This is a genomic window from Nocardia sp. NPDC004860 (assembly GCF_040609015.1).
Taxonomy (GTDB): domain Bacteria; phylum Actinomycetota; class Actinomycetes; order Mycobacteriales; family Mycobacteriaceae; genus Nocardia.
In genome coordinates, this window is the sequence record NZ_JBEXJI010000020.1 from 98,667 (window position 1) to 122,865 (window position 24,199).

Below are 24,199 nucleotides of genomic sequence, written 5' to 3' on the forward strand. Positions count from 1 at the left end.
CTGCGCGACGCTGCCGCCGAGTCCACTGTTTCGCGCGATATATATGCAGGTCCCGCGGATGCCGGGATGAGTTAGGTGGATTCACATGCGGACTCTGGCCGTCGTCGGCGGCGGTGTGATCGGACTTTCGGTAGCCTGGCGTGCCGCCGGAGCGGGCTGGACCGTCACCGTCTTCGACCCGGCCGTGGGCTCCGGATCCTCCTGGGTGGCGGGCGGCATGCTCGCCCCGCTCTCGGAGGGCTGGCCCGGTGAGGACGCCGCTCTCGCCTTCGGCGCCGCCTCCCTGATCCGCTGGCCCGGTTTCGCCGCCGAGCTGCGGGCCGTCACCGGCACCGATGTCTTCGTCGCCGATCAGACCCTGACCGTCGCCCTGGACGGCGCCGACGCCGCCGACCTGCGCACCATCGCCGACTGGGTGAATGCCCGCGGCCACGAGCTGCGCCTGCTGGACCGCGCCGGGGTACGCGCCGCCGAACCCGGCCTGGGCCGCGGCGTGCGCGCCGGACTGCTCGCCGTCGCCGAACCCGCCGTGGACAATCGCGTGCTGGTGACCGCGCTCCGAACCGCCTGCGCCGCGGCCGGAGTCGAGTTCCGCGCGGAGCGGGTGGAGTCGCCGGCCGGCCTGCCGCACGATCGCATCGTGCTCGCCACCGGCGCCGCGGCCGCCGACCTGTGGCCCGGTCTGCCGGTGCGCCCGGTGAAGGGCGAGATCCTGCGCCTGCGCCGCCGCCCCAGCGCCCCGCCCGTGCCCGCCCGTGTGGTCCGGGCCCGGGTGCACGGCCGGCCCATATATCTTGTGCCGAGACGTGACGGAATCGTGCTGGGTGCAACACAATACGAAGTCGGGTTCGACAACGCCGTCACCGTCGCCGGAGTCCGCGACCTGGTCACCGATGCCGAGGCCGTGCTGCCGGGTATCGGCGAGTACGAATTCGCCGAGGCCATCGCGGGTTCGCGCCCGGGCTCACCCGACAATCTGCCGCTGATCGGTTACCTGGACGAGCGGGTGATCGTGGCCGCGGGACACGGCCGCAACGGCATTCTCGACACCCCGGTCACCGCCGACGCCGTCCTGGCGCTGCTCGCCGACACCGAGCTGCCCGAGGCGCGCGCCGCGGATCCGCGCCGGTTCACCACCGCCGCACCGTTTCACCCAGGAGGAGTCCGATGACCGCAATCCCGGTCGGCGTCACCGTCAATGGCGAGGATCATGTTTTCCCCGACGAGCTCACCATCCGGCAGCTGCTGGAACGGCTGAACCTGCCGTGCCAGGGCGTGGCGCTGGCCATCGACGGCGCGGTGTTCCCCAAGTCCCGCTGGGACGAGCCGGTCGGCCGCGGCTGGGAGATCGAGGTGCTGACGGCGGTGCAGGGTGGCTAGCTCGATCGAACCGTTGGTCATCGCGGGACGTGAGTTCGGCTCGCGGCTCATCATGGGCACCGGTGGGGCGGAGAACCTGGCCGTGCTGGAGGAGGCCCTGGTCGCCTCGGGCACCGAGCTGACCACGGTCGCGATGCGCCGGGTGGACGCCGCGGGCGGCACCGGCGTGCTGGATCTGCTCAAGCGGCTGGAGATCGCGCCGCTGCCCAATACGGCCGGCTGCCGCACGGCCGCCGAGGCGGTGCTCACCGCCCAGCTGGCCCGCGAGGCTCTCGAAACCGATTGGGTGAAGCTGGAAGTCATCGCCGACGAGCGCACCCTGCTGCCCGACGCCATCGAATTGGTCGCCGCCGCAGAGCAATTGGTGGACGACGGCTTCACCGTGCTGCCCTACACCACCGACGACCCGGTGCTGGCCAAGCGCCTCGAGGACACCGGCTGCGCCGCGGTCATGCCCCTGGGCTCGCCGATCGGCACCGGTCTGGGTATCGGCAATCCGCACAATATCGAGATGATCGTGGCCGCCGCGGGCGTGCCGGTCATCCTCGACGCGGGCATCGGCACCGCCAGTGATGCCGCGCTGGCAATGGAACTCGGCTGCTCGGCGGTCCTGCTGGCCACCGCGGTCACCCGCGCCCGGCAGCCCGCGCTGATGGCCGCCGCCATGGCTCGCGCGGTGGAGGGCGGCCGGCTGGCGCGGCAGGCGGGCCGAATCCCCAAGCGCTTCTGGGCCCAAGCGTCCTCGCCCGGATTCTGAAGCGCCGCACTCTGGTTCGCGGCGCGTCTCGTTCTGGACCGACGGAGCGGAGGAGCGGAGGAGGGAAGAACGAGACCTTCAGCGCCGCGAACCCGCCCGGAGCGAAGCGGAGGGCAAATTGGACACAGTCATCCTCAGGGATGAGCGACGCGCGACCAATTAGCGATAGTGCGCGCTCCGTACATGGGGAAGACTGGTCGCCATGATCGAACTGAGAGGCCTGACCAAGCACTACGGCCAGACCGTCGCGGTGTCGGACCTGTCGTTCACGGTCCGTCCGGGGCAGGTGACCGGCTTCCTCGGCCCGAACGGGGCGGGCAAGTCGACCACCATGCGGATGATCCTGGGGTTGGACACGCCGACCTCCGGCACCGCCCTCATCGACGGTAAGCCGTATCACGACCTGAAGCGTCCGCTCGACACCGTCGGCGCGCTGCTGGACGCGAAGTGGGTGCATCCCAATCGTTCCGCGCGCTCGCACCTGCGGTGGATGGCCGCCTCCAATGACATTCCGCAGTCGCGGGTGGAGGAGGTGCTGCGCCTGGTCGGCCTGTCCGAGGTCGCCAACAAGAGCGCCGGTGGTTTCTCCCTCGGGATGTCCCAGCGGCTCGGCCTGGCCGGCGCCCTGCTCGGCGACCCGCAGGTGCTGCTGTTCGACGAACCGGTGAACGGCCTGGATCCCGAGGGCATTCTGTGGATCCGCCGTTTCATGCAGCGGCTGGCGGGCGAGGGCCGCACCGTGCTGGTGTCGAGCCATCTGCTCTCCGAAATGGCGCAGACCGCCGAGCATCTCGTCGTGATCGGCCGGGGCCGGCTCATTGCCGACACCACCACAAAGGATTTCATCGAGAAGGCCTCGGAACAGTCTGTGCGCGTGCGCAGTCCGCAGCTCGATCAGCTGCGCAGCCTGCTCACCTCGAACGGCATGACGGTGCGCGAGGATGGTGCCCGGCCGGCCGGTAAAGAACCTGTAGAGACGGACGGCGCGGCCCTGGTGGTCGCGGGCGTCACCAGCGACGCGGTCGGAAAACTGGCCGGCGCCAATGACATCACGCTCTACGAGCTCTCGCCGCAGCGTGCCTCGCTGGAGGAGGCGTTCATGCGCATGACCGGTGGCGCGGTGCAGTACCACGGCGAAGGCTTCGATCAGGTTATGGGAGGTGCGCTCTGATGGGAGTGCTCGCGGCGGAACGAATCAAGCTCACCTCGACCAAGTCCCCGGTCTGGTGCACGGCGCTGCTGGTGGTGTTCGCGCTGGGTATCGCAGCGCTGTTCAGCCTGGCCCTGAACGCGTCCTGGCGCGTCTTCGAGGATCAGCTGGCCCAGGGCAAGATGACCCCGGCCGATGCGCCGTACGCGGAGAACTCGGTGGCGGGCCTGGGTATCACCGGCCTGGCCCAGGGCATTCCGGGTTTCGGCTACCTGATGGTCATGATCCTGGCGGCGCTGGCGGTCACCAGTGAGTACCGCTTCGGCACCATCAAGACCACCTTCCTCGCGGTTCCCGGTCGAACCACGGTGCTGCTCACCAAGGCCGGTGTCATCGGGGTTGCTATGGCGTTGCTGAGTGCGGCGCTGACCTTCCTCGGCTTCGTCATCTTCAAGGTCATGGTGAACCACGACGCGGGCAGCCACCTGAGCCTGAGCAGTGGCGATCTGCGGGTCTTCTACGCCGTGCCGCTGTTCATCCTGCTGGTGGTCTTCCTGGCGGTCGGCGTGGGCACGCTGATCCGGCAGTCGGCGGGCGCGCTGTCGCTGCTGATCGTCTGGCCGGTCATCCTCGAGCCCATGGTCGGCGCGTTCGGCAAGATCGGCCGGGAGATCCAGGTGCTGCTGCCGTTCCAGAACGCGGGCCTGTTCCTGGGCACCGTGGACGCCAAGTCGTCGTACTGGCACTGGGGTCCGTGGGGTGGCCTGGTCTACTTTGCGGTCTTTGTCGGATTGATCTTCGCGGCCGCGTTGTTCGTGGTAAATAAGCGCGACGCGTAGAGCGCGCACAGACCCTGCCCTAGGGGCCGCCGGCCACTGCCCGGCACGGCGGCGAGCATCGGCCCGATACGGATTCTCCGTATCGGGCCGGTGTCATAACGGGCCAAAAGTGTGTTCCAGCTAACTTTTCCTGTCGGCATGGATCGGTTGGCCGTCGTACTGGACGGTCGGTAGCATCGAAACAGCAACCAAAACACTCAAACCTTCGGCGGGTCCAATGATGTGGCCGCTACACCGATCGGGAGGTGTCAGGTGGCAATCATTGATCCATTCCACGACGGAACGCTGAGATACGCTCTGGGCGTGAGCGAACGACCCTCCGACGGCGGTGAACGCGCCTCCGACGCGAACCGTACGGACGGACTGGGAACCGATCGCAACCGGTCCCGCGACGCGCCCGGCAGCCGGGCACGGCAACCCCGCATCGACCCGGATGTGGTCATCCCCCTGATTCCCGCGGAACTGTCCGAGGACCCCGACGAGACCGACGAGTCGCGGACCGGGCGGCGGCGCGGCCGTTTTCCCGGGCAGCTCTCGGCCATGGTCAATGCCGCCAATCAGCGCGGCGACATCATCGACGCCATCCGCAAAGCGCGCGAGAACCTGCCCGGCGATCCGGCCTTCGGTGATCCGCTCTCGGTCTCCGGACCCGGTGGCGCGCGTGCCGTGGCTCGCGCGGCGGACAAGCTGGTGGGTGATTCCCCCAGTGCCGCACGCGAATTGGGGCTGGGTGCGCTGCAGGTCTGGCAGGCCGTGCTGGAGCGGATCGGCAAGGGCCGCGGCCCGCAGGAGATCACCATCATGTTCACCGATCTGGTGGCCTTCTCCAGCTGGTCCCTGGCCGCGGGGGACGAGGTGACCCTGGACCTGCTGCGGCGGGTGGCCAAGGCCATCGAGCCGCCCATCGTGGATCGCGGCGGCCAGGTGGTCAAGCGCATGGGCGACGGCGTGATGGCCGTGTTCCCGTCCGCGGACCGGGCCGTGCGGGCGGCGGTGGCGGCCAAGGAGAACCTGTCGGCGGTATCAGTGGACGGCTATCGCCCGCAGATGCGCCTGGGGCTGCACACCGGCAGTCCGCGTGAGATCGGCGGCGACTGGCTCGGCATCGATGTGAACATCGCGGCCCGCGTCATGGAGGCGGGCGGCAATGGCAACACCATGCTCTCGGGCGTGACGCTGGACTCGCTGCGCCCGGAGACGCTCGAGGAGCTCGGCCTGGGCGTAAAGCCCTATCGCCGTAGCTTTTTCGCGGCTCCCCTGAGCGGCGTCCCGGAAGATCTCCGTATCTTCCGCCTCGAAGCCGAGTGACGGTCCGCCGGCCCGAGAGTCAGTTCGTCATCCAGAGCACCGCGCCCACGGCCGCGAGCACGCCGCAGACGGCGAGCCCGATGGCCAGTGGGCGCGAGGTCTTGAACAGCGAGTACGCCCCGCCGAGCAGGAATCCGGCGAGGGCGAGCAGGACGATCACGGTGACGTCTGAGGACACCTGTTCAGTGTGCCTGAAGGTTGCCGATGTACCGGAGACCGGTCCCGACCTGGGATTTTGAAAAATAACAAGCACGCGGGCTTGATTTTTTCCGGACCTGATGTGACCCTGTAACCGACCGCAGCACCGAGGCTGCGCCGACCGCGCTGTGACAGCGCAGGTGTACAGGGAGGCCCGCCATGAGTCAGCTCGCCGACACTCCGGATCTGATTCGGATCGGCAACTGTTCCGGGTTCTACGGGGATCGCCTCAGCGCCATGCGGGAGATGCTCGAGGGCGGGCAGCTCGACGTGCTCACCGGCGACTATCTGGCCGAGCTCACCATGCTGATCCTGGGACGCGATCGCATGAAGGACGCGAACCTCGGCTACGCCAAAACCTTTGTGAAGCAGCTGGAGGGCAGCCTCGGCCTGGCCCTCGAGTCCGGGGTGAAGATCGTCGCCAATGCGGGCGGGCTGAATCCGGCCGGGCTGGCCCAGCGGGTGCGGGAGGTGGCCGAAAAGCTCGGTCTCGCACCGAAGGTCGCGTACGTGACCGGTGACGATCTGCTGGCGCGCGCCGGAGAGCTGGGGCTGGGCGCGCCGCTCACCGCGAACGCCTACCTGGGCGCGTGGGGCATCGCCGAATGCCTGACGGCCGGCGCGGACATCGTGGTCACCGGGCGGGTCACCGACGCCTCGGTGGTGGTCGGTCCCGCGGCCGCGCATTTCGGCTGGGGCCGATCCGATTACGATGCGCTGGCCGGTGCGGTGGTGGCGGGGCACGTCATCGAGTGCAGCACCCAGGCCACCGGCGGCAATTTCGCCTTCTTCACCGAGATCGCCGATCTGGGGCGGCCGGGCTTCCCGATCGCCGAGGTGCGGCGCGATGGCAGCAGTGTCATCACCAAGCACGAGGGCACCGGCGGCGCGGTCACCGTGGACACGGTGAAAGCCCAGCTCATGTACGAGATCCAGAGCGCGCGCTACGCCGGTCCGGATGTCACCACGCGACTCGACACCATCCAGGTGAGCCAGGAGGGCCCCGACCGGGTGCTGATCAGTGGCGTGACCGGTGAGGCCCCGCCGCCGCAGACCAAGGTGTCGACCAACACCATCGGCGGATTCCGCAACGAGATGGAGTTCATCCTCACCGGCCTGGATATCGAGGCCAAAGCCGAACTGGCGCAACGGCAGCTGGAGTCCTGGCTGCCGGCGCGGCCCGCCGAGCTGGAGTGGACGCTGGCGCGGCTGGACCGGCCCGACGCCGATACCGAGGAGCAGGCCAGCGCCCTGCTGCGCTGTGTCGTCCGGGACCCGGATCCGAACAAGGTGGGGCGCGCGTTCTCCGGTGTCGCCGTGGAATTGGCCCTGGCCAGCTTCCCCGGCTTCTCGCTGACGGCCCCGCCCGGCAATGGCGGTCCGTACGGGGTGTTCACGCCGGGATACGTGGATTCCAAGGAGATTCCGCATACGGCGGTCCTGGCGGACGGCACCGAGGTGGCGATCGCGCCGGCCGGGGAAACCCTGGAGCTGGCTGCGGTCGCGGAACCGGAACTGCCGCAGCCGCTTCCGGCCGGAGCCACCACCCGGGCCCCGCTGGGCGCGATCGCGCTGGCCCGCAGTGGCGACAAGGGCGGCAATGCCAATATCGGCATCTGGGTGCGCACCGAGGAGCAGTGGCGCTGGCTGGTGCACACGCTGACCGTCGACGAGCTGCGCCGCCTGCTGCCCGAGACCGCCGCGCTGCCGGTCACCCGGCACGTGCTGCCGAATCTGCGGGCGCTGAACTTCATTGTCGAGGGCCTGCTCGGGGAGGGCGTGGCCTATCAGGCCCGCTTCGACCCGCAGGCCAAGGGGCTCGGCGAATGGCTGCGCGCCCGGTACCTCGACATCCCCGCGGAGTTGCTGCCGTGAGGCGGCGCGGCGGACCTGCGCTGCGGCCGTGGACCGGCCGAGCCGGTGACAGGCGAGGTTTCGGCCTCGCGGAAGGGAGCGAGGCGGTATGAGCGCCGGATACGCAGATCCCTGGCAGACACCCGAACGCCGCGAATTGCGCGCCACCGTGCGCGGTTTCGCGGAGCGGGAGGTACTGCCATATCTGGACGAGTGGGAGCGCAACGGCGAGATCCCGCGTGAGCTGCACAAGAAGGCGGGTGCGCTGGGGCTGCTGGGCGTCCAGTTCCCGGAATCCACCGGTGGTTCCGGCGGCGACGGCATCGACGCCGCCATCGTGGCCGAGGAGCTGCACTACGCGGGCTGTTCGGGCGGCTTGTTCGCCTCCCTGTTCACCTGCGGCATCGCGGTGCCGCACCTGATCGCCTCGGGCAATGCCGAGCACATCGAGCGCTGGGTGCGGCCGACGCTGGCGGGCGAGAAGATCGGGTCGCTGGCCATCACCGAGCCGGGCGGCGGTTCGGATGTCGGGCATCTGCGGACCACGGCGGTCCGGGACGGCGACGACTTCATCGTGAACGGGTCCAAGACCTTCATCACCTCCGGTGTGCGCGCCGATTTCGTGGTGACCGCGGTGCGTACGGGCGGTCCGGGCGCGGCGGGTGTGTCGCTGCTGGTGGTGGAGAAGGGCACGCCCGGGTTCACCGTCAGCCGCAAGCTGGAGAAGATGGGCTGGCTGTGCTCGGACACCGCCGAACTGTCGTATGTCGATGTGCGAGTGCCGGTCTCGAACCTGGTGGGCCCGGAGAACAGCGGATTCGCCCAGATCGCACAGGCTTTCGTGAGCGAGCGGGTGGGGCTGGCCGTGCAGGGGTACGGGCACGCCCAGCGCTGCCTGGACCTGACGCTGCAGTGGTGCCGGGACCGGGAGACCTTCGGCCGCCCGCTGATCAGCCGCCAGGCCGTGCAGAACACGCTGTCGGAGATGGCGCGCCGCATCGATGTCGCGCGCGTGTACACGCACGCGGTGGCCGAGCGCGCCGCCCGCGGTGAGACCGATCTGATCGCCGAGGTGTGCTTCGCCAAGAACACCGCCGTGGAGACCGCGGAATGGGTTGCCCACCAGGCGGTGCAGCTCTTCGGCGGCCTCGGCTACATGCGTGAGTCCGAAGTCGAGCGCCACTACCGTGATGTCCGCATCCTCGGCATCGGCGGCGGCACCAACGAGATCCTGACCAGCCTCGCGGCCAAGCGATTGGGGTTCCAGTCTTGAGTATTCTGCGCACGTCCGTAGACCCGAATTCGGCGGACTATCAGGCCGCCGCCGAGGCCATGACGGCCAAGCTGGCCGAGGTGGAGGCCGAGTACGCCAAGAACATCGCGGGCGGTGGACCGGACAAGATGGCCCGGCACCGCAAGCGCGGCAAGCTGACCGCGCGTGAACGCATCGAACTGCTCATCGACGAGGATTCGCCGTTCCTGGAGCTGGCTCCGCTCGCGGCCTGGGGCAGCGACTTCCATGTCGGCGCCAGCGTGATCGCGGGCATCGGCATCGTCGAGGGCGTCGAGTGCATGATCGTGGCGCCGGATCCGACCGTGCGCGGCGGTACGTCGAATCCGTGGACGCTGCGCAAGAACCTGCGCATGAACGACATCGCGCTGGAGAACCGGCTGCCGGTGATCGGCCTGGTCGAGTCCGGCGGCGCGGATCTGCCGACGCAGAAAGAGGTCTTCGTCCCCGGTGGGCGGATGTTCCGGGACCTCACCCGGCTGTCGGCGGCCGGAATCCCCACCATCGCACTGGTTTTCGGCAACTCCACCGCCGGCGGTGCGTACGTCCCGGGCATGTCCGATTACACGGTCATGATCAAGGAGCGCTCCAAGGTGTTCCTGGGCGGTCCGCCGCTGGTGAAGATGGCCACCGGTGAGGAGTCCGACGACGAATCCCTCGGCGGCGCCGAAATGCACGCCCGCGTTTCGGGTCTGGCCGACTACCTGGCCGTGGACGAGCAGGACGCGATCCGGCTGGGCCGTTCCATCGTCAAGCGACTGAACTGGCAGAAGCAGGGTCCGGCCGCGCGCCCGGTCACCGAGGTGATCGAGCCGCTGTACGACTCGGAGGAACTGCTCGGCATCGTGCCGAGTGACCTCAAGATCCCGTTCGATCCGCGCGAGGTCATCGCCCGCGTGGTCGACGGCTCCGACTTCGACGAGTTCAAGCCGCTCTACGGCTCCAGCCTGGTGACCGGCTGGGCGGAACTGCACGGCTACCCGGTCGGCATTCTCGCCAATGCCCGCGGCGTGCTGTTCTCCGAGGAAGCGCAGAAGGCCACCCAGTTCATCCAGCTGGCCAACCAGTCGAACACGCCACTGCTGTTCCTGCACAACACCACCGGCTACATGGTCGGCAAGGAATACGAGCAGAAGGGCATCATCAAGCACGGCGCGATGATGATCAACGCGGTCTCGAATTCGAAGGTGCCGCACATCTCGCTGCTCATGGGCGCGTCCTACGGCGCGGGACACTACGGCATGTGCGGGCGCGCCTACGATCCGCGCTTCGTGTTCGCCTGGCCCAGTGCCAAATCCGCCGTCATGGGCGGCGCGCAGCTGGCGGGCGTCATCTCCATCGTGGGCCGGGCCGCGGCCGAGGCCAAGGGCATGCCCTTCAACGAGGAGGCCGACGCCGGGATGCGCGCCATGATCGAGGCGCAGATCGAGGCCGAATCGCTGCCCATGTTCATGTCGGGCCGCCTCTACGACGACGGCGTCATCGACCCGCGTGACACCCGCACGGTGTTGGGAATGGCGTTGTCCGCCATCCACAATTCCCCGATCAAGGGCGCCGAGGGCTTCGGCGTCTTCCGGATGTGAGGCCAGAGATGAGCATTGCGACCCCAATGGGCACGGTGATTTCCAATGTTCTGGTCGCCAACCGTGGCGAGATCGCGCGACGCGTATTCGCGACCTGCCGTCGGATGGGTATCGCGACCACCGCCGTCTATTCGGACGCCGATGCGAACGCCCCGCACGTGGCCGAGGCCGATGCCGCAATTCGCCTGCCTGGCAACACCCCCGGCGAGACCTACCTGCGTGCCGAGCTGATCATCGAGGCCGCGCTGGCCGCCGGTGCCGACGCCATCCACCCCGGCTACGGATTCCTCTCCGAGAACGCCGAATTCGCCAAGAGCGTGCAGGCCGCCGGCCTCGTCTGGATCGGCCCGCCGGTCGCGGCCATCGAGCAGATGGGCTCCAAGGTCGAGTCCAAGAAGATGATGGACGCCGCCGGTGTCCCGGTGCTGAAGCAGCTGGATCCGGCCGAGGTCACCGCCGACATGCTGCCGGTGCTGATCAAGGCGTCCGCCGGCGGTGGCGGTCGCGGCATGCGCGTGGTGCGCGAACTGTCCGAGCTGACCGGTCAGATCGAGGCGGCGCAGCGGGAAGCCCAGTCCGCCTTCGGCGATCCGACCGTCTTCTGCGAGCGCTACCTGGAGACCGGCCGCCACATCGAGGTGCAGGTCATGGCCGACACCCACGGCACCGTGTGGGCGGTCGGCGAGCGCGAGTGCTCGATCCAGCGCCGCCACCAGAAGGTCGTCGAGGAGGCTCCGTCGCCGCTGGTCGAGAAGATCGACGGCATGCGGGCGCGGCTGTTCGAGGCGGCGCGGCTGGCGTCGGAGGCCATCGGCTACGAGGGTGCGGGCACCGTCGAATTCCTGGCCGACGAGAAGGGCGACTTCTTCTTCCTGGAGATGAATACCCGTCTGCAGGTGGAACATCCGGTCACCGAGCAGGTCACCGGTCTGGACCTGGTGCGCCTGCAGCTGCAGGTGGCCACCGGTCGCGCGCTGCCCGCGCGGCAGCCGGAGATGCGCGGCCACTCCATCGAGGTGCGCCTGTACGCCGAGGACCCGGCCCACGACTGGCAGCCGCAGTCCGGCCCCGTCCACAAGCTCGACATCCCCGGCACCCTGGGCGAATTCACCGTGCTGACCGAGCCGGGCGTGCGCCTGGACACCGGCGTGGTGGACGGTTCCGTGGTGGGCGTGCACTACGACCCCATGCTGTCGAAGGTCATCTCCTTCGCCGAGACCCGCGACGAGGCGGCCCATCTGCTGGCTGCTGCCCTGCAGCGGGCCAAGATTCACGGCCTGGTCACCAACCGCGACCTGCTGGTGCGGGTGCTGCGGCATCCGGCGTTCCTGGCGGGCGATACCGATACCGCGTTCTTCGCGACCCACGATCTCGAGAAGCTCTCGGCGCCACTGGTTTCCGAGGCCGGCGAGCAGCTGTCCATCGTGGCCGCCGCGCTCGCCGACGCCGCCGCCAACCGGCGCGCGGCCCGGGTCGGCAGCGGCCTGCCCAGCGGCTGGCGCAATCTGCCGTCGCAGCCGCAGTGCAAGTCCTACGAGTCGCGCCTGACCGGCAAGCACGAGGTGCGCTACCGCCTGACCCGCACGGGTGTCGAGGTCGAGGGCCACGATGGCCTCGAATTGCTGGAGGCCACACCGGATCTCGTGGTGCTCCAGGTCCCGGGGGAGCGCGGCCCGGTGCGCCGGCGCTTCGAGATCGCCCGCTACGGCGACCTGGTCGCGGTGGATTCCCCGCTCGGCCCGGTGGCCGTGCGCCGCCTACCGCGCTTCGAGGACCCGGCCGACCAGGTGGCCGAGGGCTCGCTGCTGGCCCCGATGCCGGGCGCGGTCATCCGCCTGGGCGCGGCGGTCGGCGACCGGCTCGAGAAGGGCCAGCCCATCCTGTGGCTGGAGGCGATGAAGATGGAGCACACCATTGCCGCACCCGCCGCCGGCGTGCTCACCGAATTGAACGTTTCCGCCGGCCAGCAGGTCGAGGTCGGCGCGGTTCTCGCCGTGGTCCACAGCGAAGATCAGGAGTAGGCAATGAGTTTCATCGAGACCGACGAGCAGAAGGCGCTGCGGGCCGCGGTGGCCAAGCTGGCCGCCAAGTACAACTTCCGCGACTACGCCGGCCCCAAGGCTCGCCGCAACGAGCCCTTCGACGAGTTGTGGGACGAGGCCGGCAAGCTCGGCTTCCTGGGCGTCAACCTGCCCGAAGAGTACGGCGGCGGCGGCGCGGGCATCTACGAACTCGCGCTCGTGCAAGAGGAATTGGCGGCGCAGGGCTGCGGCCTGCTGCTCATGGTGGTCTCGCCCGCCATCTGCGGCACCATCATCACCAAGTACGGCACCGAGGCGCAGAAGCAGCACTGGCTGACCAAGCTGGCCGACGGCTCGTCGAAGATGGTCTTCGGCATCACCGAGCCGGACGCGGGCTCCAACTCGCACAAGATCACCACTACCGCCCGCCGCGACGGCGAGGACTGGATCCTCAACGGCCGCAAGATCTTCATCTCCGGCGTGGACCAGGCCGAGGCGGTGCTCATCGTGGCCCGCTCCGAGAACGCCAAGACCGGCAACCTGCAGCCCGCCCTGTTCATCGTCCCCACCGACGCCCCCGGCTTCGTGAAGACGAAGCAGGAGATGGACATTCTCGAGCCGGACAACCAGTTCACGCTGTTCCTCGACGATGTCCGGCTGCCCGCCACCGCCCTGGTCGGCCAGGAGGACGCCGCCATCGCGCAGCTGTTCGCGGGCCTGAACCCGGAGCGCATCATGGGCGCGGCCATGGCGGTCGGCATGGGCCGCTACGCCATCGACCGGGCCGTGGCCTACGCCAAGGAGCGCGCGGTGTGGAAGGGCGCGCCGATCGGCGCGCACCAGGGCATCTCGCACCCGCTGGCGCAGGTGAAGATCGAGCTGGAACTGGCCAAGGTCATGATGCAGAAGGCCGCGTTCCTCTACGACTCCGGTGACGACTTCGGCGCGGCCGAGGCCGCCAATATGGCGAAATACGCTGCGGCCGAGGCCAGTATCAAGGCTCTCGACCAGGCCATCCAGACCCACGGCGGTTCCGGCCTGACCTCGGATGTGGGCCTGGCGGGCATGCTGGCCGCCGCCCGCATCGCCCGGGTGGCGCCGGTCAGCCGCGAGATGATCCTCAATTTCGTGGCCCAGCACTCGCTGGGTCTGCCCCGGTCCTACTGACCGGGGCGACGAGTGGCGGCGGTGTGCGCGGCCACCGCCACTCGTCCCTCCCGCACCCGAAAGCCACACAGCAGCAGGAGTATTCGATGACCGACACAGCCGGTGCCGCCGCGGACGCGCCGTTCGTGCGCTATGAGGTGCGCGACGGATTCGCGGTACTGACCCTGGACTCCCCGCACAATCGCAACGCCCTGTCCTCCCGGCTGGTCACCGAACTGCTGGCGGGCCTGGAGCGGGCGACCGGGGACGACGCGGTGCGCGGGGTGGTGCTCACCCACACCGGCAACACCTTCTGCGCGGGCGCGGATCTCAAGGAGGCGGTGGACGCCGACCCGGCGGCCGCCGCCGACATCCGCACCCGCTGGATGATCTCGGTGCTGCGCGACATCCTCGCCATGCCCAAGCCCGTAGTGGCGCAGGTGGACGGCAATGTGCGGGCGGGCGGCATGGGCATCATCGCCGCCTGCGACCTCGTGGTCGCCGGGCGGAACAGCAGCTTCGCGCTGACCGAGGTGCGGATCGGGCTGGCACCGTTCATGATCTCGTTGACCCTGCTGCCGCGCATGACCGGCCGGTCGGCGGCCCGCTACTTCCAGACCGGCGAGACCTTCGACGCGGCCGAGGCCGAACGCATCGGCCTCATCACCGTCGCCGCCGACGACCCCGCGGCCGAGACCGCGCGGCTGCTCGGTGAACTCCGCAAGGGCTCCCCGCAGGGCCTGGCCGAAGCCAAGCAGCTCGTCAACGCGGACCTGCTCACGGCTTTCGACCGCGGGGCCGAGGACCTGGCCAAACGCTCCGCGAGCTACTTCGGCACCCCCGAGGTGATCGAGGGCATCACGGCCTTCATGCAGCGCCGCCCACCCAGCTGGGCAGAATAGGCAACCATGGCGACACCCCACGAACCCAAGCAGGACCGCAGCCGGGCCACCCGGCAGCGGCTGCTGGAGGCGACCATCGACTGCCTGGCCCAGACGGGCTGGGCGGCCGCCACGGTCGCGGTGGTGGCCGAGCGGGCCGGGGTGTCGCGCGGTGCGGCCCAGCATCACTTCCCCACCCGTGAGGATCTGATCACCGCCGCCCTGGAGTACATGTTCGACACCCGGATGGACCAGGCCAAGGCCGACGCCCTCGCGGTCGCCGACGTCGCCGAGGGCGTCGCACGCACCGAGGCGGTGGTGGCCGGCCTGGTCGAGTCCTACACCAGCCCGCTGTTCAAGGCGGCGCTGCAGGTGTGGACCCACGCGGCCGCCGACCCGGCCCTGCGGGAACGAATCGTCCCCATGGAAGCCCGCTTCGGCCGCATCTCGCATCGGATGGCCGTCGAGGCGCTGAGCGTCGACGACTCCGACCCCGTCGCCCACCACCTGGTGCAGGCCACCCTCGACCTGGCCCGCGGCCTCGGCCTCGCCGATGTCCTCACCGACGACTCCCTGCGCCGCAAGGAAATCGTCCAACAGTGGGCCGCCACCCTCCACACGGCCCTGGCCGCCCGCCACTGACCATCCGAGGCAGCGTCATCGACCTCGACGATGAGCATGCCCTCCGCGATGGCTAGCGGTCCGGGTCTGCGGGGCGGTCGAGGAGGATCGCGGCGGCGCGGGCGAGGACCTGGGCGCGGGTGCGGCCAGGGTGGTCGGCGGCGAGGAACTGGTTTCCGATGGCCAGGCAGAAGGCGAGCAGGCTGCGGGCCTCGATCTCGTCGGGGTCGGAGCAGAAGATGCCGATGGTCTCGCGTAGCAAGGCCATTCGGCGGTCGTCGACGCGGCGTAGCCGGGCGGCGACCGATTCATCGCGGCGGGCCCAGTCCCGGATCGCGAGGTCGATTGCCAGCAATCGGCTGGGGGACAACGTCAATTGGCCGGCGAGCGTGATCCTGTCCCGCGGGTCGTCCTCGAGCGCAATGGTTTCGAGCACTTCGTCGGTGCTCTCGCGCTCCCAGACGTCCAGCATCGCCTCCAAAAGGGTTGCGCGGTCGGGGAAGTAACCGTAGAACCCGCCCTTGGTCACACCCAGCTGCTTGGCCAGGACTTCGATGCGGACCGCTTCCACGCCGCTGTCGACGAGCGTCTGCAAGCCCTGCTCGATCCACGCCTCGCGTGGGGTGCGGGCCACGCCCATAAGGTGACTCCTCTCACGCCTCGCCTTCTATACGGCACCGTATATCAGGGCTACCCTCGCTGTTATACGCCACCGTATAACAAGGCTGGCGGGGGACGAGGCACGCACCCCCGCAAGAGAAATGGGGAGTTCGGATGATCAAGTGGGCTGGTCGGCTCATCGTATTTTTCGGAGCCGCACACACTGTGGGCGCATTGACGATCGAGCGCGCCGCACGCCACGCCGGAGCGTGGTTCAGCGGGGAGCTGTGGGGCGATGACTTCGCCGCCATGAGCCCGGCGGACAGCGCCTACTGGCTCTCTCTGGACAGCTTCGGCATTCCGCTGATCGTGGTCGGCCTGACCGTGCTCTGGCTGGACAACCGGCATATCACGCCACCGCCCTTCATCCCCTGGATTCTGGGGATCTGGACCGTGATCGGCGCCATCGTCCTCGCGCCCACCCCCTGGCCGATCATGGCGCTCGCGACGATCCTCCTGTACATCGGAACCCGCCGCGCCGCACACCACGACAGCCCGATCAATGCTGGATCGCGCAAGGGGTCGGGTAGCGCGTATCTCGGTTAGGCACTCGGTGCTGGTCAGAAGGGGTGGAGCCAGAAGCGGCCCACGGTGATGAAGAGGGCCAGGGCCAGGTAGAGGACGTTGGCGATCAGGGCTGCTCGGTCGCCGTGGCGGAGGTGGGTGATCATGGCGCCGATCATGAGGAGGATCCAGCAGATGGCGGTTACCGGGACCATGAACGGGGCGAAGTCGAGGGCTGCGGGGAGGGTGAGGCCGAGGGCGGCCAGGACTTCCAGGGCGCCGAGGGTTCTGACGAATGTGGCGGTGGCGTCGCCGGTCCAGCCGCCGCCGGGGGCCGCGGCCAGCTTCTCCTTGGGGACAACGATTTTCGTGAGACCGCCGAAGAGGGCTACGGCTGCCAGCAGGCCGGCGCAGATCCACAGGACGATGTTCATGATGGCGACTCCTTCTCGGCGATTCGCACACAAGACTCGAGATCGTCCCGTCTTGTGACATCACCTTCGTATGACCTGCGCCACGGGCGGTGGAGTCGATCGGGCAGTCGACGCCGGTTCATTAATGATAATGATTGTCAATATCTGCGATCGATCTCCCCGAACCCGCTCGGAGCGAAGCGGAGGGCACAATGAGCGCCGTGCAACTCCTACCGCTTGCCCCGAACGGCACCACCCCGGTCCGCGCCCTCACCATCGCGGGCACCGACTCCGGCGGCGGCGCGGGCATCCAGGCCGACTCGCGCACCATGGCCCTGTGCGGTGTGCACGCGTGCGTGGCGGTCGCCGCGGTGACCGTGCAGAACACCGTCGGCGTCAGCGGTTTCCACGAGATTCCGCCGCAGATCGTGGCCGACCAGGTGCGAACCGTGGTCGGCGACATCGGAATCGGCGCGGCCAAGACCGGCATGCTGGCCTCCACCGCCATCATCGAGGCCGTGGCGGCGGTCTGCCGCGAGGTCGGCATCGGACGCCAGGGCAGTATCCCCTTGGTGGTCGATCCGGTCGCCGCCTCCATGCACGGCGACGCCCTGCTGCACGCCGAGGCCCTGGATGCGGTGCGCCACACCCTGATTCCGCTGGCCACCGTGGTCACCCCCAACCTCGACGAGGTCCGTCTGATCACCGGCATCGACGTGATCGACGACGCTTCCGCCCGCAAGGCCGCCGAGGCGCTCATCGCGCTGGGCCCGCAGTGGGCCATCGTCAAGGGCGGCCACCTGCGCACCTCGGAGCAGTCCACCGACCTGCTCTTCGACGGCGACACCTTCCACGAACTCCCCGCCCGGCGCCTGGTCACCGGCAACGATCACGGCGGCGGCGACACTCTGGCCGCGTCCATCTGCTGCGCGCTGGCCCACGGCTACTCGGTCCCCGATGCCGTCGCCTTCGCCAAGGAATGGACCTTCCGCTGCCTGGAAGCGTCGTACGACCTGGGTAAAGGACACGGACCGGTCTCCCCGCTGTGGCGGCTGCATCTCGGACCGAGCTAGCGCGATCACGGCGGGGCCCGCGCGATCTCGATCCGGGGTCGCGCATCGCACGAAATCGACGCCGAGGCAAGCGGCTCCCAGGAACCTCCCAGGCAGGCCGCAGACTGATGTGAGTCTGGTGATCGAGATTGGTCACCATGAACGACACCGTAACCGCCGTGCGGGCGGCGGAACCCGCAGAAGCAGTGACCGCGCCCGTTGTGGACGTGGTCGTTCCGGTCTACAACGAAGAGGTCGACCTCGGCCCCTGCGTGCGCAGACTGCACGCGTTCCTCACGCTGAACTTCCCCTTCACGGCGCGCATCACCATCGCCGACAACGCCTCCACCGACAACACCCTCGAGGTGGCCCGGCAGCTGGCCGACCAGATGGACGGCGTGCGGGTGGTGCACCTGGACCGCAAGGGCCGCGGCCGCGCGTTGCGCGAGGTCTGGCAGGCCTCCGACGCCCAGGTCGTCGCCTACATGGACGTGGACCTGTCCACCGACCTCAACGCGCTGCTACCGCTGGTCGCGCCGCTGGTGTCCGGGCACTCGGACGTCGCCATCGGCACCCGGCTGTCCTCCTCCTCCCGGGTGGTGCGCGGGCCCAAGCGCGAGATCATCTCCCGCTGCTACAACCTGATCCTGCGGGCCTCCCTGCAGGCCAAGTTCTCCGACGCGCAGTGCGGCTTCAAGGCCATGCGCGGCGATGTGGCCAAGCTGGTGCTGCCGCTCGTCGAGGACGGCGAATGGTTCTTCGACACCGAACTGCTGGTGCTGGCCGAGCGCATCGGGCTGCGCATCCACGAGGTTCCGGTGGACTGGATCGACGATCCGGACTCCCGGGTGGACATCATCGACACGGCCCGCAAGGACCTGCTCGGCGTCTGGCGGGTCGGCCGCGCGCTGACCACCGGCCGGCTCCCCATCAACGAGCTGCGTGCCGCCATCGGCCGCGAGCCGCTGGTGGAGGGCGTGCCGCTGGGCATGGTCGGGCAGCTGGTCCGCTTCGGCATCGTCGGCGTCACCTCGACCCTGGCCTACCTGCTGCTCTACGTCCTGCTGCAGGGCGTCATGGGCGCGCAGGCCGCCAACTTCCTGGCCCTGCTGGTCACCGCGATCGGTAATACCGCCGCCAACCGCGCCTTCACCTTCGGGGTGCGCGGGTCCAATCAGGCGGTGTCGCACCACTTCCAGGGTCTGCTCATCTTCGGCGTCGGCCTGGCGCTGACCAGTGGTTCGCTCTACACCCTGCACCACTGGGCCCCGGATGCGGCGGTGCACCTGGAGCTGCTGGTACTGGTGATCGCCAACCTGGTCGCCACCCTGCTGCGCTTCGTCGGCCTGCGCTGGGTCTTCCGCAATGCCGGACGGCATCCCGTGCCCGAGGCGGTCCGGTGACCACCATCTTCCCTGCGCCACAGGCGGTTCCGAACGACGGCTTCCGGCTGGTGCGAGTGGGCTTCCCCGGCCGGTGCCACCCCGAACACGGCGCCCTGCCGTACTGGACCACCCCGTCCGACACCCCCACTGATCGAGCTGACCGAGGAGGCGACCGATGACCGCGACTCTGACCGAGCCCCGGCTCGCTCCACCCCCGGCCGAGCCGCCCGCGGCCCGCACCGGCCGCCGGGAGTACCTGGCGCTGGCGGCCCTGCTGATCGGCACCGCCATCGCCTACCTCTGGAACCTGTCCGCCAACGGCTGGGCCAACTCCTTCTACGCGGCCGCCGTGCAGGCGGGTTCGGTGTCGTGGAAGGCCATGTTCTTCGGCTCCTCCGACGCGGCCAACTCCATCACCGTGGACAAGACGCCACTGTCGTTGTGGCCCATGGAGATCTCGGTGCGGATCTTCGGCCTGCACAGCTGGAGCATGTTGCTGCCGCAGGCCCTGCTCGGCGTGGCCTCGGTGGCGCTGCTGTGGGCCATCGTGCGCCGCGGCTTCGGCGCGAGCGCCGGACTGCTGGCCGGCCTGGTGCTGGCGCTGACTCCCATTGCCGCCGTGATGTTCCGGTTCAACAACCCGGACGCCATGCTGGTGTTCCTCATGCTGGCCGCGGCCTGGGCCATGACCCGCGCGGTCGCCGACGGCCGCTGGCGCTGGGTGCTGCTCACCGGCGCGTTCATCGGACTCGGCTTCCTGGCCAAGCAGCTGCAGGTGCTGCTGGTAGTGCCCGCGCTGGCACTGACCTACCTGATCGCGGGCCCGCCCAAGCTGGGCAAGCGCATCGCGCAGCTGTTCGGCGCGGCCGCGGCCATGGTGGCGGGCGCGGGCTGGTGGGTGCTGCTGGCCGAGCTGTGGCCGGCCTCGGATCGCCCGTACTTCGGCGGCTCGCAGCACAATTCGATCATCGAACTCACCCTCGGCTACAACGGCCTGGGCCGTCTCGACGGCAATGAGCGTGGCAGCGTCGGCGGCTTCGGCGGCGGCGACCAGCTGCCGACCGGCGGTGGCGGCATGTGGGGGACGCCCGGCATCGGGCGGCTGTTCGAACCGGCGCAGGCCGGTCAGATCGCCTGGCTCATCCCGGCCGCCCTGGTGCTGCTGGTGGCGGGAATCGCCCTGCGTGGCACGCTGACCCGCACCGACCCCCAGCGCGCCACGCTGATCCTGTTCGGCGGCTGGCTGGTGGGCACCGGGCTGGTGTTCAGCCTCATGAAGGGCATCTTCCACCCGTACTACACGGTGGCGCTGGCCCCGGCCGTGGCCGCGCTGATCGGCGCGGGCTCGGTGCTCGCCTGGCGGCACCGCGATCGGCTGTGGGTGCGTCTGGCCGCCGTTCTGGCGATGGGCCTGACCACGGCCACGGCGTGGATCATCCTGTCCCGCAGCACGTCCTTCGTGCCGTGGCTGCGCTGGGTGGTCCTGGTGGGCGGCATTGTCGCCACCGTCCTCCTGCTGATTCGCCTGCCCCGCAAGGCCGGTCTGGCCGTCGCGGCGGCCGCGGTGCTGGTCGGTCTGGCCGGTCCCACCGCCTACGCCGTGGACGGCATCGCCGCCGCACACCAGGGGCCGATGCCCTCGGCCGGACCCGCGGTGCGCGGCGGCTGGGGTCCGGGCGGTCCGCGCGGCGGCGACCACGGTATGCCGAACGGCCGCACCGGCAACGGTGGACCGGGTGGCAACGGTGGACCGGGTGGCAATGCGGGACCCGGCAATGGCATGCCCGGCGGCCAGCCGGGTGGCGGTCAGCACGGCATGGGCATGAACCACGGTGACACCGTGGCCGGCGGACCCGGTGGAACCGGCGGTGGTCCGGGCGGATTCGGCGGCGGCGCGGGCAACATGATGATGGCGAGCAACCCGAGTGACAAGGTCACGGCGCTGCTGAAGGCCGACGGCTCCGAGTACACCTGGGTGGCGGCGACGGTCAGCTCCAACTCGGCGGCCGGATTCCAGCTGGCGACCCAGCTGCCGGTCATGCCGATCGGTGGCTTCAACGGCAGCGACCCCTCGCCGACACTGTCCCAGTTCCAGGAGTACGTGCAGGTAGGCCGGATCCACTACTTCATCAGCGGCAATCAGATGGGCGGCGACCGCGGCGGCAACGGTGGCAACCAGAGCCAGAGCTCGCAGATCACGGCGTGGGTGAAGGAGCACTTCGACTCGCAGGAGGTGGACGGCATCACCCTCTATGACCTGACCTCGCCGAAGACCACCTGACCGGCGGGCTTGCCACCGCCACAACAGGACTGAGCGCTCGTACCCGATGGGGGACGAGCGCTCGGTTCTTTCCGTCGCACGTAAGTGGGTGTGCGACTCGGCCGCGAGTGATCCAGCTCGTCGTTAGAATCGATGTGACGGTCGTCACGATCCAGGGAATTCGCCATGAGCACGCCGCATCCCCTCAGCGATGAGCATCGAGAAGCCTTCTGGCGCAGGGCCGGATGGGATCCGTACCTCCCGGATGCAGAGCGCACGGCCATAGAACGCCGCTGGGACGACGACTCCATCTCCATGGCAGAGGTTTTCGGCTTCTGATCGGCGATGCACCGTACTTCCAGACGAAGTTCAGATTGCCGCGGCTGTCGCCGACACCCAGCGAGGACTGGCAGATCAGCCGCTTCACCCCGGGAGGATCCAGGCCGGCCCGTGGGATGAACCAGGCCGGCCTTCGAGCGGAATCGGGCGAATCAGCGCAGCCCGGCGAAGAATTCGCGAACATCCGTCACCAGCACGTCGGTCGCCTCGTGCGCGGCGTAGTGTCCTGCCGCATCATTGGCGCTGGTCGAGCCCGAGTTCACGTCGTAGGCGTGCCAGCTCACGATGTTCTTGTGATCGCGTTCGGCGAAGGGGCGGATGGACTGAAAATCACCGGCGAACATGGCCAGCGCGGTGGGGACGGTGGTCGGTCCGGTGGGCTGCTCGGTGGCGTGGGCGTCCTCGTAGTAGAAGCGGATGGACGATCCGGCGGTGCCGGTGAGCCAGTAGATGGCCACATTGCCGATCACGAATTCCGCGTCGAGGCTCTCGGGGAAGAGCTGCGAGTTCCAGCCCAGCAGACCCAGCGGCGAGTCCGACAACGCGAAGGCCAGGGTGTGCGGCTGCTGGCTCGACAGCGTATTGAACGCGAACTTGTTGTCGTAGAACCACTGCAGGTGTGCCAGCGCGGCCATGTCCTCCTCGGACAGGCCGGCCATCTCCGCCGGGTCGCCCGACGGGAACGAGAACAGCTGCGTCACATGGACTCCCAGCACGCGATCCGGCGCGATCCGGCCCATTTCCGGCGCGATCATCGAGCCGGCGTCATTGCCGATCGCGCCGAACCGCGTGTAGCCGAGCCGGTCCATGAGCTCCACCCAGGCGCGGGCGGTGCGGTAGCGATTCCAGCCCGTGGAGCGGGTCGGGCCGGAGAATCCGTAGCCCGGCAGCGATGGGATGACCACGTGGAAGGCCGGGGCGTCCGCATCCTCGGGTGCGGTGAGCGGCGCGATGAGATCCACGTACTCGAGGATCGATCCCGGCCAGCCGTGGGTGAGGATCACCGGGGTGGCATCCTCTCGCGCCGACGGCACGTGCAGGAAATGGATGTCCTCGCCCTCGATCTCGGTGGTGAACTGCGGGTAGGCGTTCAGCTTGGATTCCAGTGCCCGCCAGTCGAACTCCTCCAGCCAGTACTGCGCGAGCTCGCGGATGCGCGCGTTCGGGACGCCGTACGCGTCGCCCACGCCCGGCAGCTCGTTCGGCCACAGCGCCTTGCGCAGCCGCTCGGCCAGATCGTCCAGCTGGGCCTGGGGGACATCGATGCGGAAGGGGCGGATGGCGTTCATCATTCTCTCCTAAGTGGAACGGAATGTTTCGTTCTGTTCAAACCATAACGGAACGGATCATTCCGTTCAAGTGGTAGGCTCGGATTCATGTCGAAGACAGCCGAACCCGCAGCTCAGCGCGCCCTACCCGGCCGCAAGGCGCAGGCCGCGCGCAATGACGAACTCATCCTGGCCGCCGCTCGGGACGTGTTCCTGGCCGAACCCAAGGCGCCGATCTCGGCCGTCGCCGAGCGCGCGGGGGTGGGCATCAGCGCGCTGTACCGCCGCTATCCGAGCAAGGAGGAGCTGCTGCGCACCCTCTGCTACCAGGGACTGCGCCGCTACAACGCGGAAGCCGAAGCGGCCCTGGGGAATTCCGACGGCTGGGCGGCGCTGGTCGACTTCCTGCACCGCGTGGTCGACGCCGATGTGCACTCACTGACCGTGCATCTGGCCGGCACCTTCACCCCGGACGAATCGATCCTCCCGGACGTCCAGCGCTCGGCCGAACTCAATGACGAACTCCTGCGCCGGGCCCGGGAATCGGGGCGGCTGCGGCCCGGGGTCACCGTCGCCGACTTCGGCCTGATCCTCGAGGCCTGCGCGACGATTGCGCTGCCCGATCCCGAACGCACCGCCCAGCTGCGCCGCCGGGTCCTGGCCCTGCTGATCGACGGCCTCACCGCCACCGGCGACCTGCCCGGCCCGCCACCGGTTCCGGGCGAATTCGCCCAACGCTGGCAGCGCCGTGACCAGTGAACGGTAGCGTTCGCCGCGGGCGCGCCGGCATTCGTTCCCGAACCATGATGAATTCCGCGGCTCGGCTCCGACTTCCGCAAGAGCACTCGAATCGGAAGGAACTGTCATGAACTGGACACTCGAAGTGGTCATCGTCCCCGTGTCGGACGTGGACCGCGCCAAGGACTTCTACAGCACCAAGCTCGGGTTTCATGTGGACCACGACGTCCGGCCCGCGGAGGGCACGCGGATCTGTCAGCTCACGCCGCCGGGCTCGGGCTGTTCGATCGTCATCGGCGAGGGCGTGGTGCCGAAGATGGAGCCGGGATATCTCAAAGGGCTGCAGCTGGTGGTACCGGATCTGAAGCGCGCCCACGCCGAACTGGTCGAGCGCGGAGTCGAGGTCAGCGACATCCAGGTGCTGCCGGGGCCGCCGTCGGCGGGCGACCCGCTGGACAACAGCGGATTCATCTTCTTCGACGATCCGGACGGCAACAGCTGGGCCGTCCAGCAGATTTCGAGCAGGGCCTGAGGCGACGAGGCCGGGCCGG

24 protein-coding genes are annotated in these 24,199 nt (G+C 69.0%); 20 read left to right on the forward strand and 4 right to left on the reverse strand.

All coding sequences use genetic code 11. The features are described from left to right. Nucleotides 1-85: 85 nt before the first annotated feature. From thiO to ABZV44_RS30150, 6 genes are all read left to right on the forward strand, one after another. Nucleotides 86-1,171, forward strand: a complete 1,086-nt coding sequence (gene thiO / locus ABZV44_RS30125; protein WP_354843467.1) for a glycine oxidase ThiO — start codon at nt 86-88, stop codon at nt 1,169-1,171. Continuing rightward, the gene (thiS, locus tag ABZV44_RS30130; protein WP_354843470.1) at nt 1,168-1,380 is read left to right on the forward strand and encodes a sulfur carrier protein ThiS; all 213 of its coding nucleotides are present in this window, start codon (nt 1,168-1,170) and stop codon (nt 1,378-1,380) included. Before thiO ends, thiS begins: the two co-directional genes overlap by 4 nt. Nucleotides 1,381-1,384: 4 nt before the next feature. Then, nucleotides 1,385-2,137, forward strand: a complete 753-nt coding sequence (locus ABZV44_RS30135) for a thiazole synthase (protein WP_354843650.1) — start codon at nt 1,385-1,387, stop codon at nt 2,135-2,137. 202 nt (nt 2,138-2,339) lie between these two features. Beyond that, a complete protein-coding gene (locus ABZV44_RS30140; RefSeq protein WP_354843473.1) occupies nt 2,340-3,308 on the forward strand; it encodes an ABC transporter ATP-binding protein in 969 nt (322 codons plus the stop codon). Then, nucleotides 3,308-4,126: an ABC transporter permease gene (locus ABZV44_RS30145; RefSeq protein ID WP_354843475.1), complete on the forward strand. Its 819-nt coding sequence runs from the start codon at nt 3,308-3,310 to the stop codon at nt 4,124-4,126. The genes ABZV44_RS30140 and ABZV44_RS30145 overlap by 1 nt, the downstream gene beginning before the upstream one ends. Nucleotides 4,127-4,429: 303 nt before the next feature. Then, a complete protein-coding gene (locus ABZV44_RS30150; protein ID WP_354843478.1) occupies nt 4,430-5,434 on the forward strand; it encodes an adenylate/guanylate cyclase domain-containing protein in 1,005 nt (334 codons plus the stop codon). Between the two features lie 19 nt (nt 5,435-5,453). Here ABZV44_RS30150 and ABZV44_RS30155 read toward each other — a convergent pair whose 3' ends face one another. Next, the gene (locus ABZV44_RS30155; RefSeq protein WP_354843480.1) at nt 5,454-5,612 is read right to left on the reverse strand and encodes a hypothetical protein; all 159 of its coding nucleotides are present in this window, start codon (nt 5,610-5,612) and stop codon (nt 5,454-5,456) included. A gap of 179 nt (nt 5,613-5,791) precedes the next feature. Here ABZV44_RS30155 and ABZV44_RS30160 point away from each other — a divergent pair, with 179 nt between their 5' ends. The 7 genes from ABZV44_RS30160 (at nt 5,792) to ABZV44_RS30190 (ending at nt 15,050) form a co-directional block, all read left to right on the forward strand. After that, a complete protein-coding gene (locus ABZV44_RS30160; RefSeq protein WP_354843483.1) occupies nt 5,792-7,507 on the forward strand; it encodes an acyclic terpene utilization AtuA family protein in 1,716 nt (571 codons plus the stop codon). An 88-nt stretch (nt 7,508-7,595) separates the two neighbouring features. Next, nucleotides 7,596-8,759, forward strand: a complete 1,164-nt coding sequence (locus ABZV44_RS30165) for an acyl-CoA dehydrogenase family protein (RefSeq protein WP_354843486.1) — start codon at nt 7,596-7,598, stop codon at nt 8,757-8,759. Further along, nucleotides 8,756-10,360, forward strand: coding sequence for a carboxyl transferase domain-containing protein (locus ABZV44_RS30170; protein WP_354843488.1), 1,605 nt, complete (start codon nt 8,756-8,758; stop codon nt 10,358-10,360). Before ABZV44_RS30165 ends, ABZV44_RS30170 begins: the two co-directional genes overlap by 4 nt. 35 nt (nt 10,361-10,395) lie before the next feature. Beyond that, nucleotides 10,396-12,381 carry a biotin carboxylase N-terminal domain-containing protein gene (locus ABZV44_RS30175; protein ID WP_354843491.1) on the forward strand — a complete coding sequence of 662 codons (1,986 nt, stop codon included), beginning with the start codon at nt 10,396-10,398 and terminating at the stop codon, nt 12,379-12,381. A 3-nt stretch (nt 12,382-12,384) separates the two neighbouring features. After that, entirely contained in the window at nt 12,385-13,548 is a 1,164-nt protein-coding gene (locus ABZV44_RS30180) for an acyl-CoA dehydrogenase family protein (RefSeq protein WP_354843494.1), read from the forward strand. Nucleotides 13,549-13,634: 86 nt separating this feature from the next. Beyond that, entirely contained in the window at nt 13,635-14,429 is a 795-nt protein-coding gene (locus ABZV44_RS30185; RefSeq protein WP_354843497.1) for an enoyl-CoA hydratase family protein, read from the forward strand. Between the two features lie 6 nt (nt 14,430-14,435). Beyond that, nucleotides 14,436-15,050 carry a TetR/AcrR family transcriptional regulator gene (locus ABZV44_RS30190; RefSeq protein ID WP_354843499.1) on the forward strand — a complete coding sequence of 205 codons (615 nt, stop codon included), beginning with the start codon at nt 14,436-14,438 and terminating at the stop codon, nt 15,048-15,050. Between the two features lie 52 nt (nt 15,051-15,102). On the opposite strand, the gene ABZV44_RS30195 is transcribed toward ABZV44_RS30190, so the two are convergent. Further along, complete coding sequence (locus ABZV44_RS30195) at nt 15,103-15,669, reverse strand: TetR/AcrR family transcriptional regulator (protein ID WP_354843502.1); 567 nt, start codon at nt 15,667-15,669, stop codon at nt 15,103-15,105. Nucleotides 15,670-15,854: 185 nt separating this feature from the next. Between ABZV44_RS30195 and ABZV44_RS30200 the strand changes: the two genes are divergently transcribed. Next, nucleotides 15,855-16,235 carry a hypothetical protein gene (locus tag ABZV44_RS30200; protein ID WP_354843503.1) on the forward strand — a complete coding sequence of 127 codons (381 nt, stop codon included), beginning with the start codon at nt 15,855-15,857 and terminating at the stop codon, nt 16,233-16,235. Nucleotides 16,236-16,249: 14 nt separating this feature from the next. Here the strand turns inward: ABZV44_RS30200 and ABZV44_RS30205 are convergent, their stop codons facing one another. Continuing rightward, a complete protein-coding gene (locus ABZV44_RS30205) occupies nt 16,250-16,627 on the reverse strand; it encodes a DoxX family protein (RefSeq protein ID WP_354843506.1) in 378 nt (125 codons plus the stop codon). A 200-nt stretch (nt 16,628-16,827) separates the two neighbouring features. Here ABZV44_RS30205 and thiD point away from each other — a divergent pair, with 200 nt between their 5' ends. The 4 genes from thiD to ABZV44_RS30225 all read left to right on the forward strand — a co-directional run bounded on the left by thiD (nt 16,828) and on the right by ABZV44_RS30225 (nt 21,642). Then, nucleotides 16,828-17,679, forward strand: coding sequence for a bifunctional hydroxymethylpyrimidine kinase/phosphomethylpyrimidine kinase (gene thiD, locus ABZV44_RS30210; RefSeq protein WP_354843653.1), 852 nt, complete (start codon nt 16,828-16,830; stop codon nt 17,677-17,679). 137 nt (nt 17,680-17,816) lie between these two features. Next, on the forward strand, nt 17,817-19,061 hold the full coding sequence (locus tag ABZV44_RS30215) for a bifunctional glycosyltransferase family 2/GtrA family protein (RefSeq protein WP_354843509.1): 1,245 nt from the start codon (nt 17,817-17,819) through the stop codon (nt 19,059-19,061). Nucleotides 19,062-19,218: 157 nt separating this feature from the next. Then, complete coding sequence (locus ABZV44_RS30220; protein WP_354843512.1) at nt 19,219-21,324, forward strand: glycosyltransferase family 39 protein; 2,106 nt, start codon at nt 19,219-19,221, stop codon at nt 21,322-21,324. Between the two features lie 165 nt (nt 21,325-21,489). Continuing rightward, nucleotides 21,490-21,642, forward strand: coding sequence for a hypothetical protein (locus ABZV44_RS30225; protein ID WP_354843515.1), 153 nt, complete (start codon nt 21,490-21,492; stop codon nt 21,640-21,642). 152 nt (nt 21,643-21,794) lie between these two features. Here ABZV44_RS30225 and ABZV44_RS30230 read toward each other — a convergent pair whose 3' ends face one another. Continuing rightward, nucleotides 21,795-22,931, reverse strand: coding sequence for an epoxide hydrolase (locus tag ABZV44_RS30230; RefSeq protein WP_354843518.1), 1,137 nt, complete (start codon nt 22,929-22,931; stop codon nt 21,795-21,797). Nucleotides 22,932-23,018: 87 nt separating this feature from the next. On the opposite strand from ABZV44_RS30230, the gene ABZV44_RS30235 reads away from it, so the two are divergent. Beyond that, a complete protein-coding gene (locus tag ABZV44_RS30235; RefSeq protein WP_354843521.1) occupies nt 23,019-23,669 on the forward strand; it encodes a TetR/AcrR family transcriptional regulator in 651 nt (216 codons plus the stop codon). A gap of 106 nt (nt 23,670-23,775) precedes the next feature. Then, a complete protein-coding gene (locus ABZV44_RS30240) occupies nt 23,776-24,180 on the forward strand; it encodes a VOC family protein (protein WP_354843524.1) in 405 nt (134 codons plus the stop codon). Nucleotides 24,181-24,199: the final 19 nt, after the last annotated feature.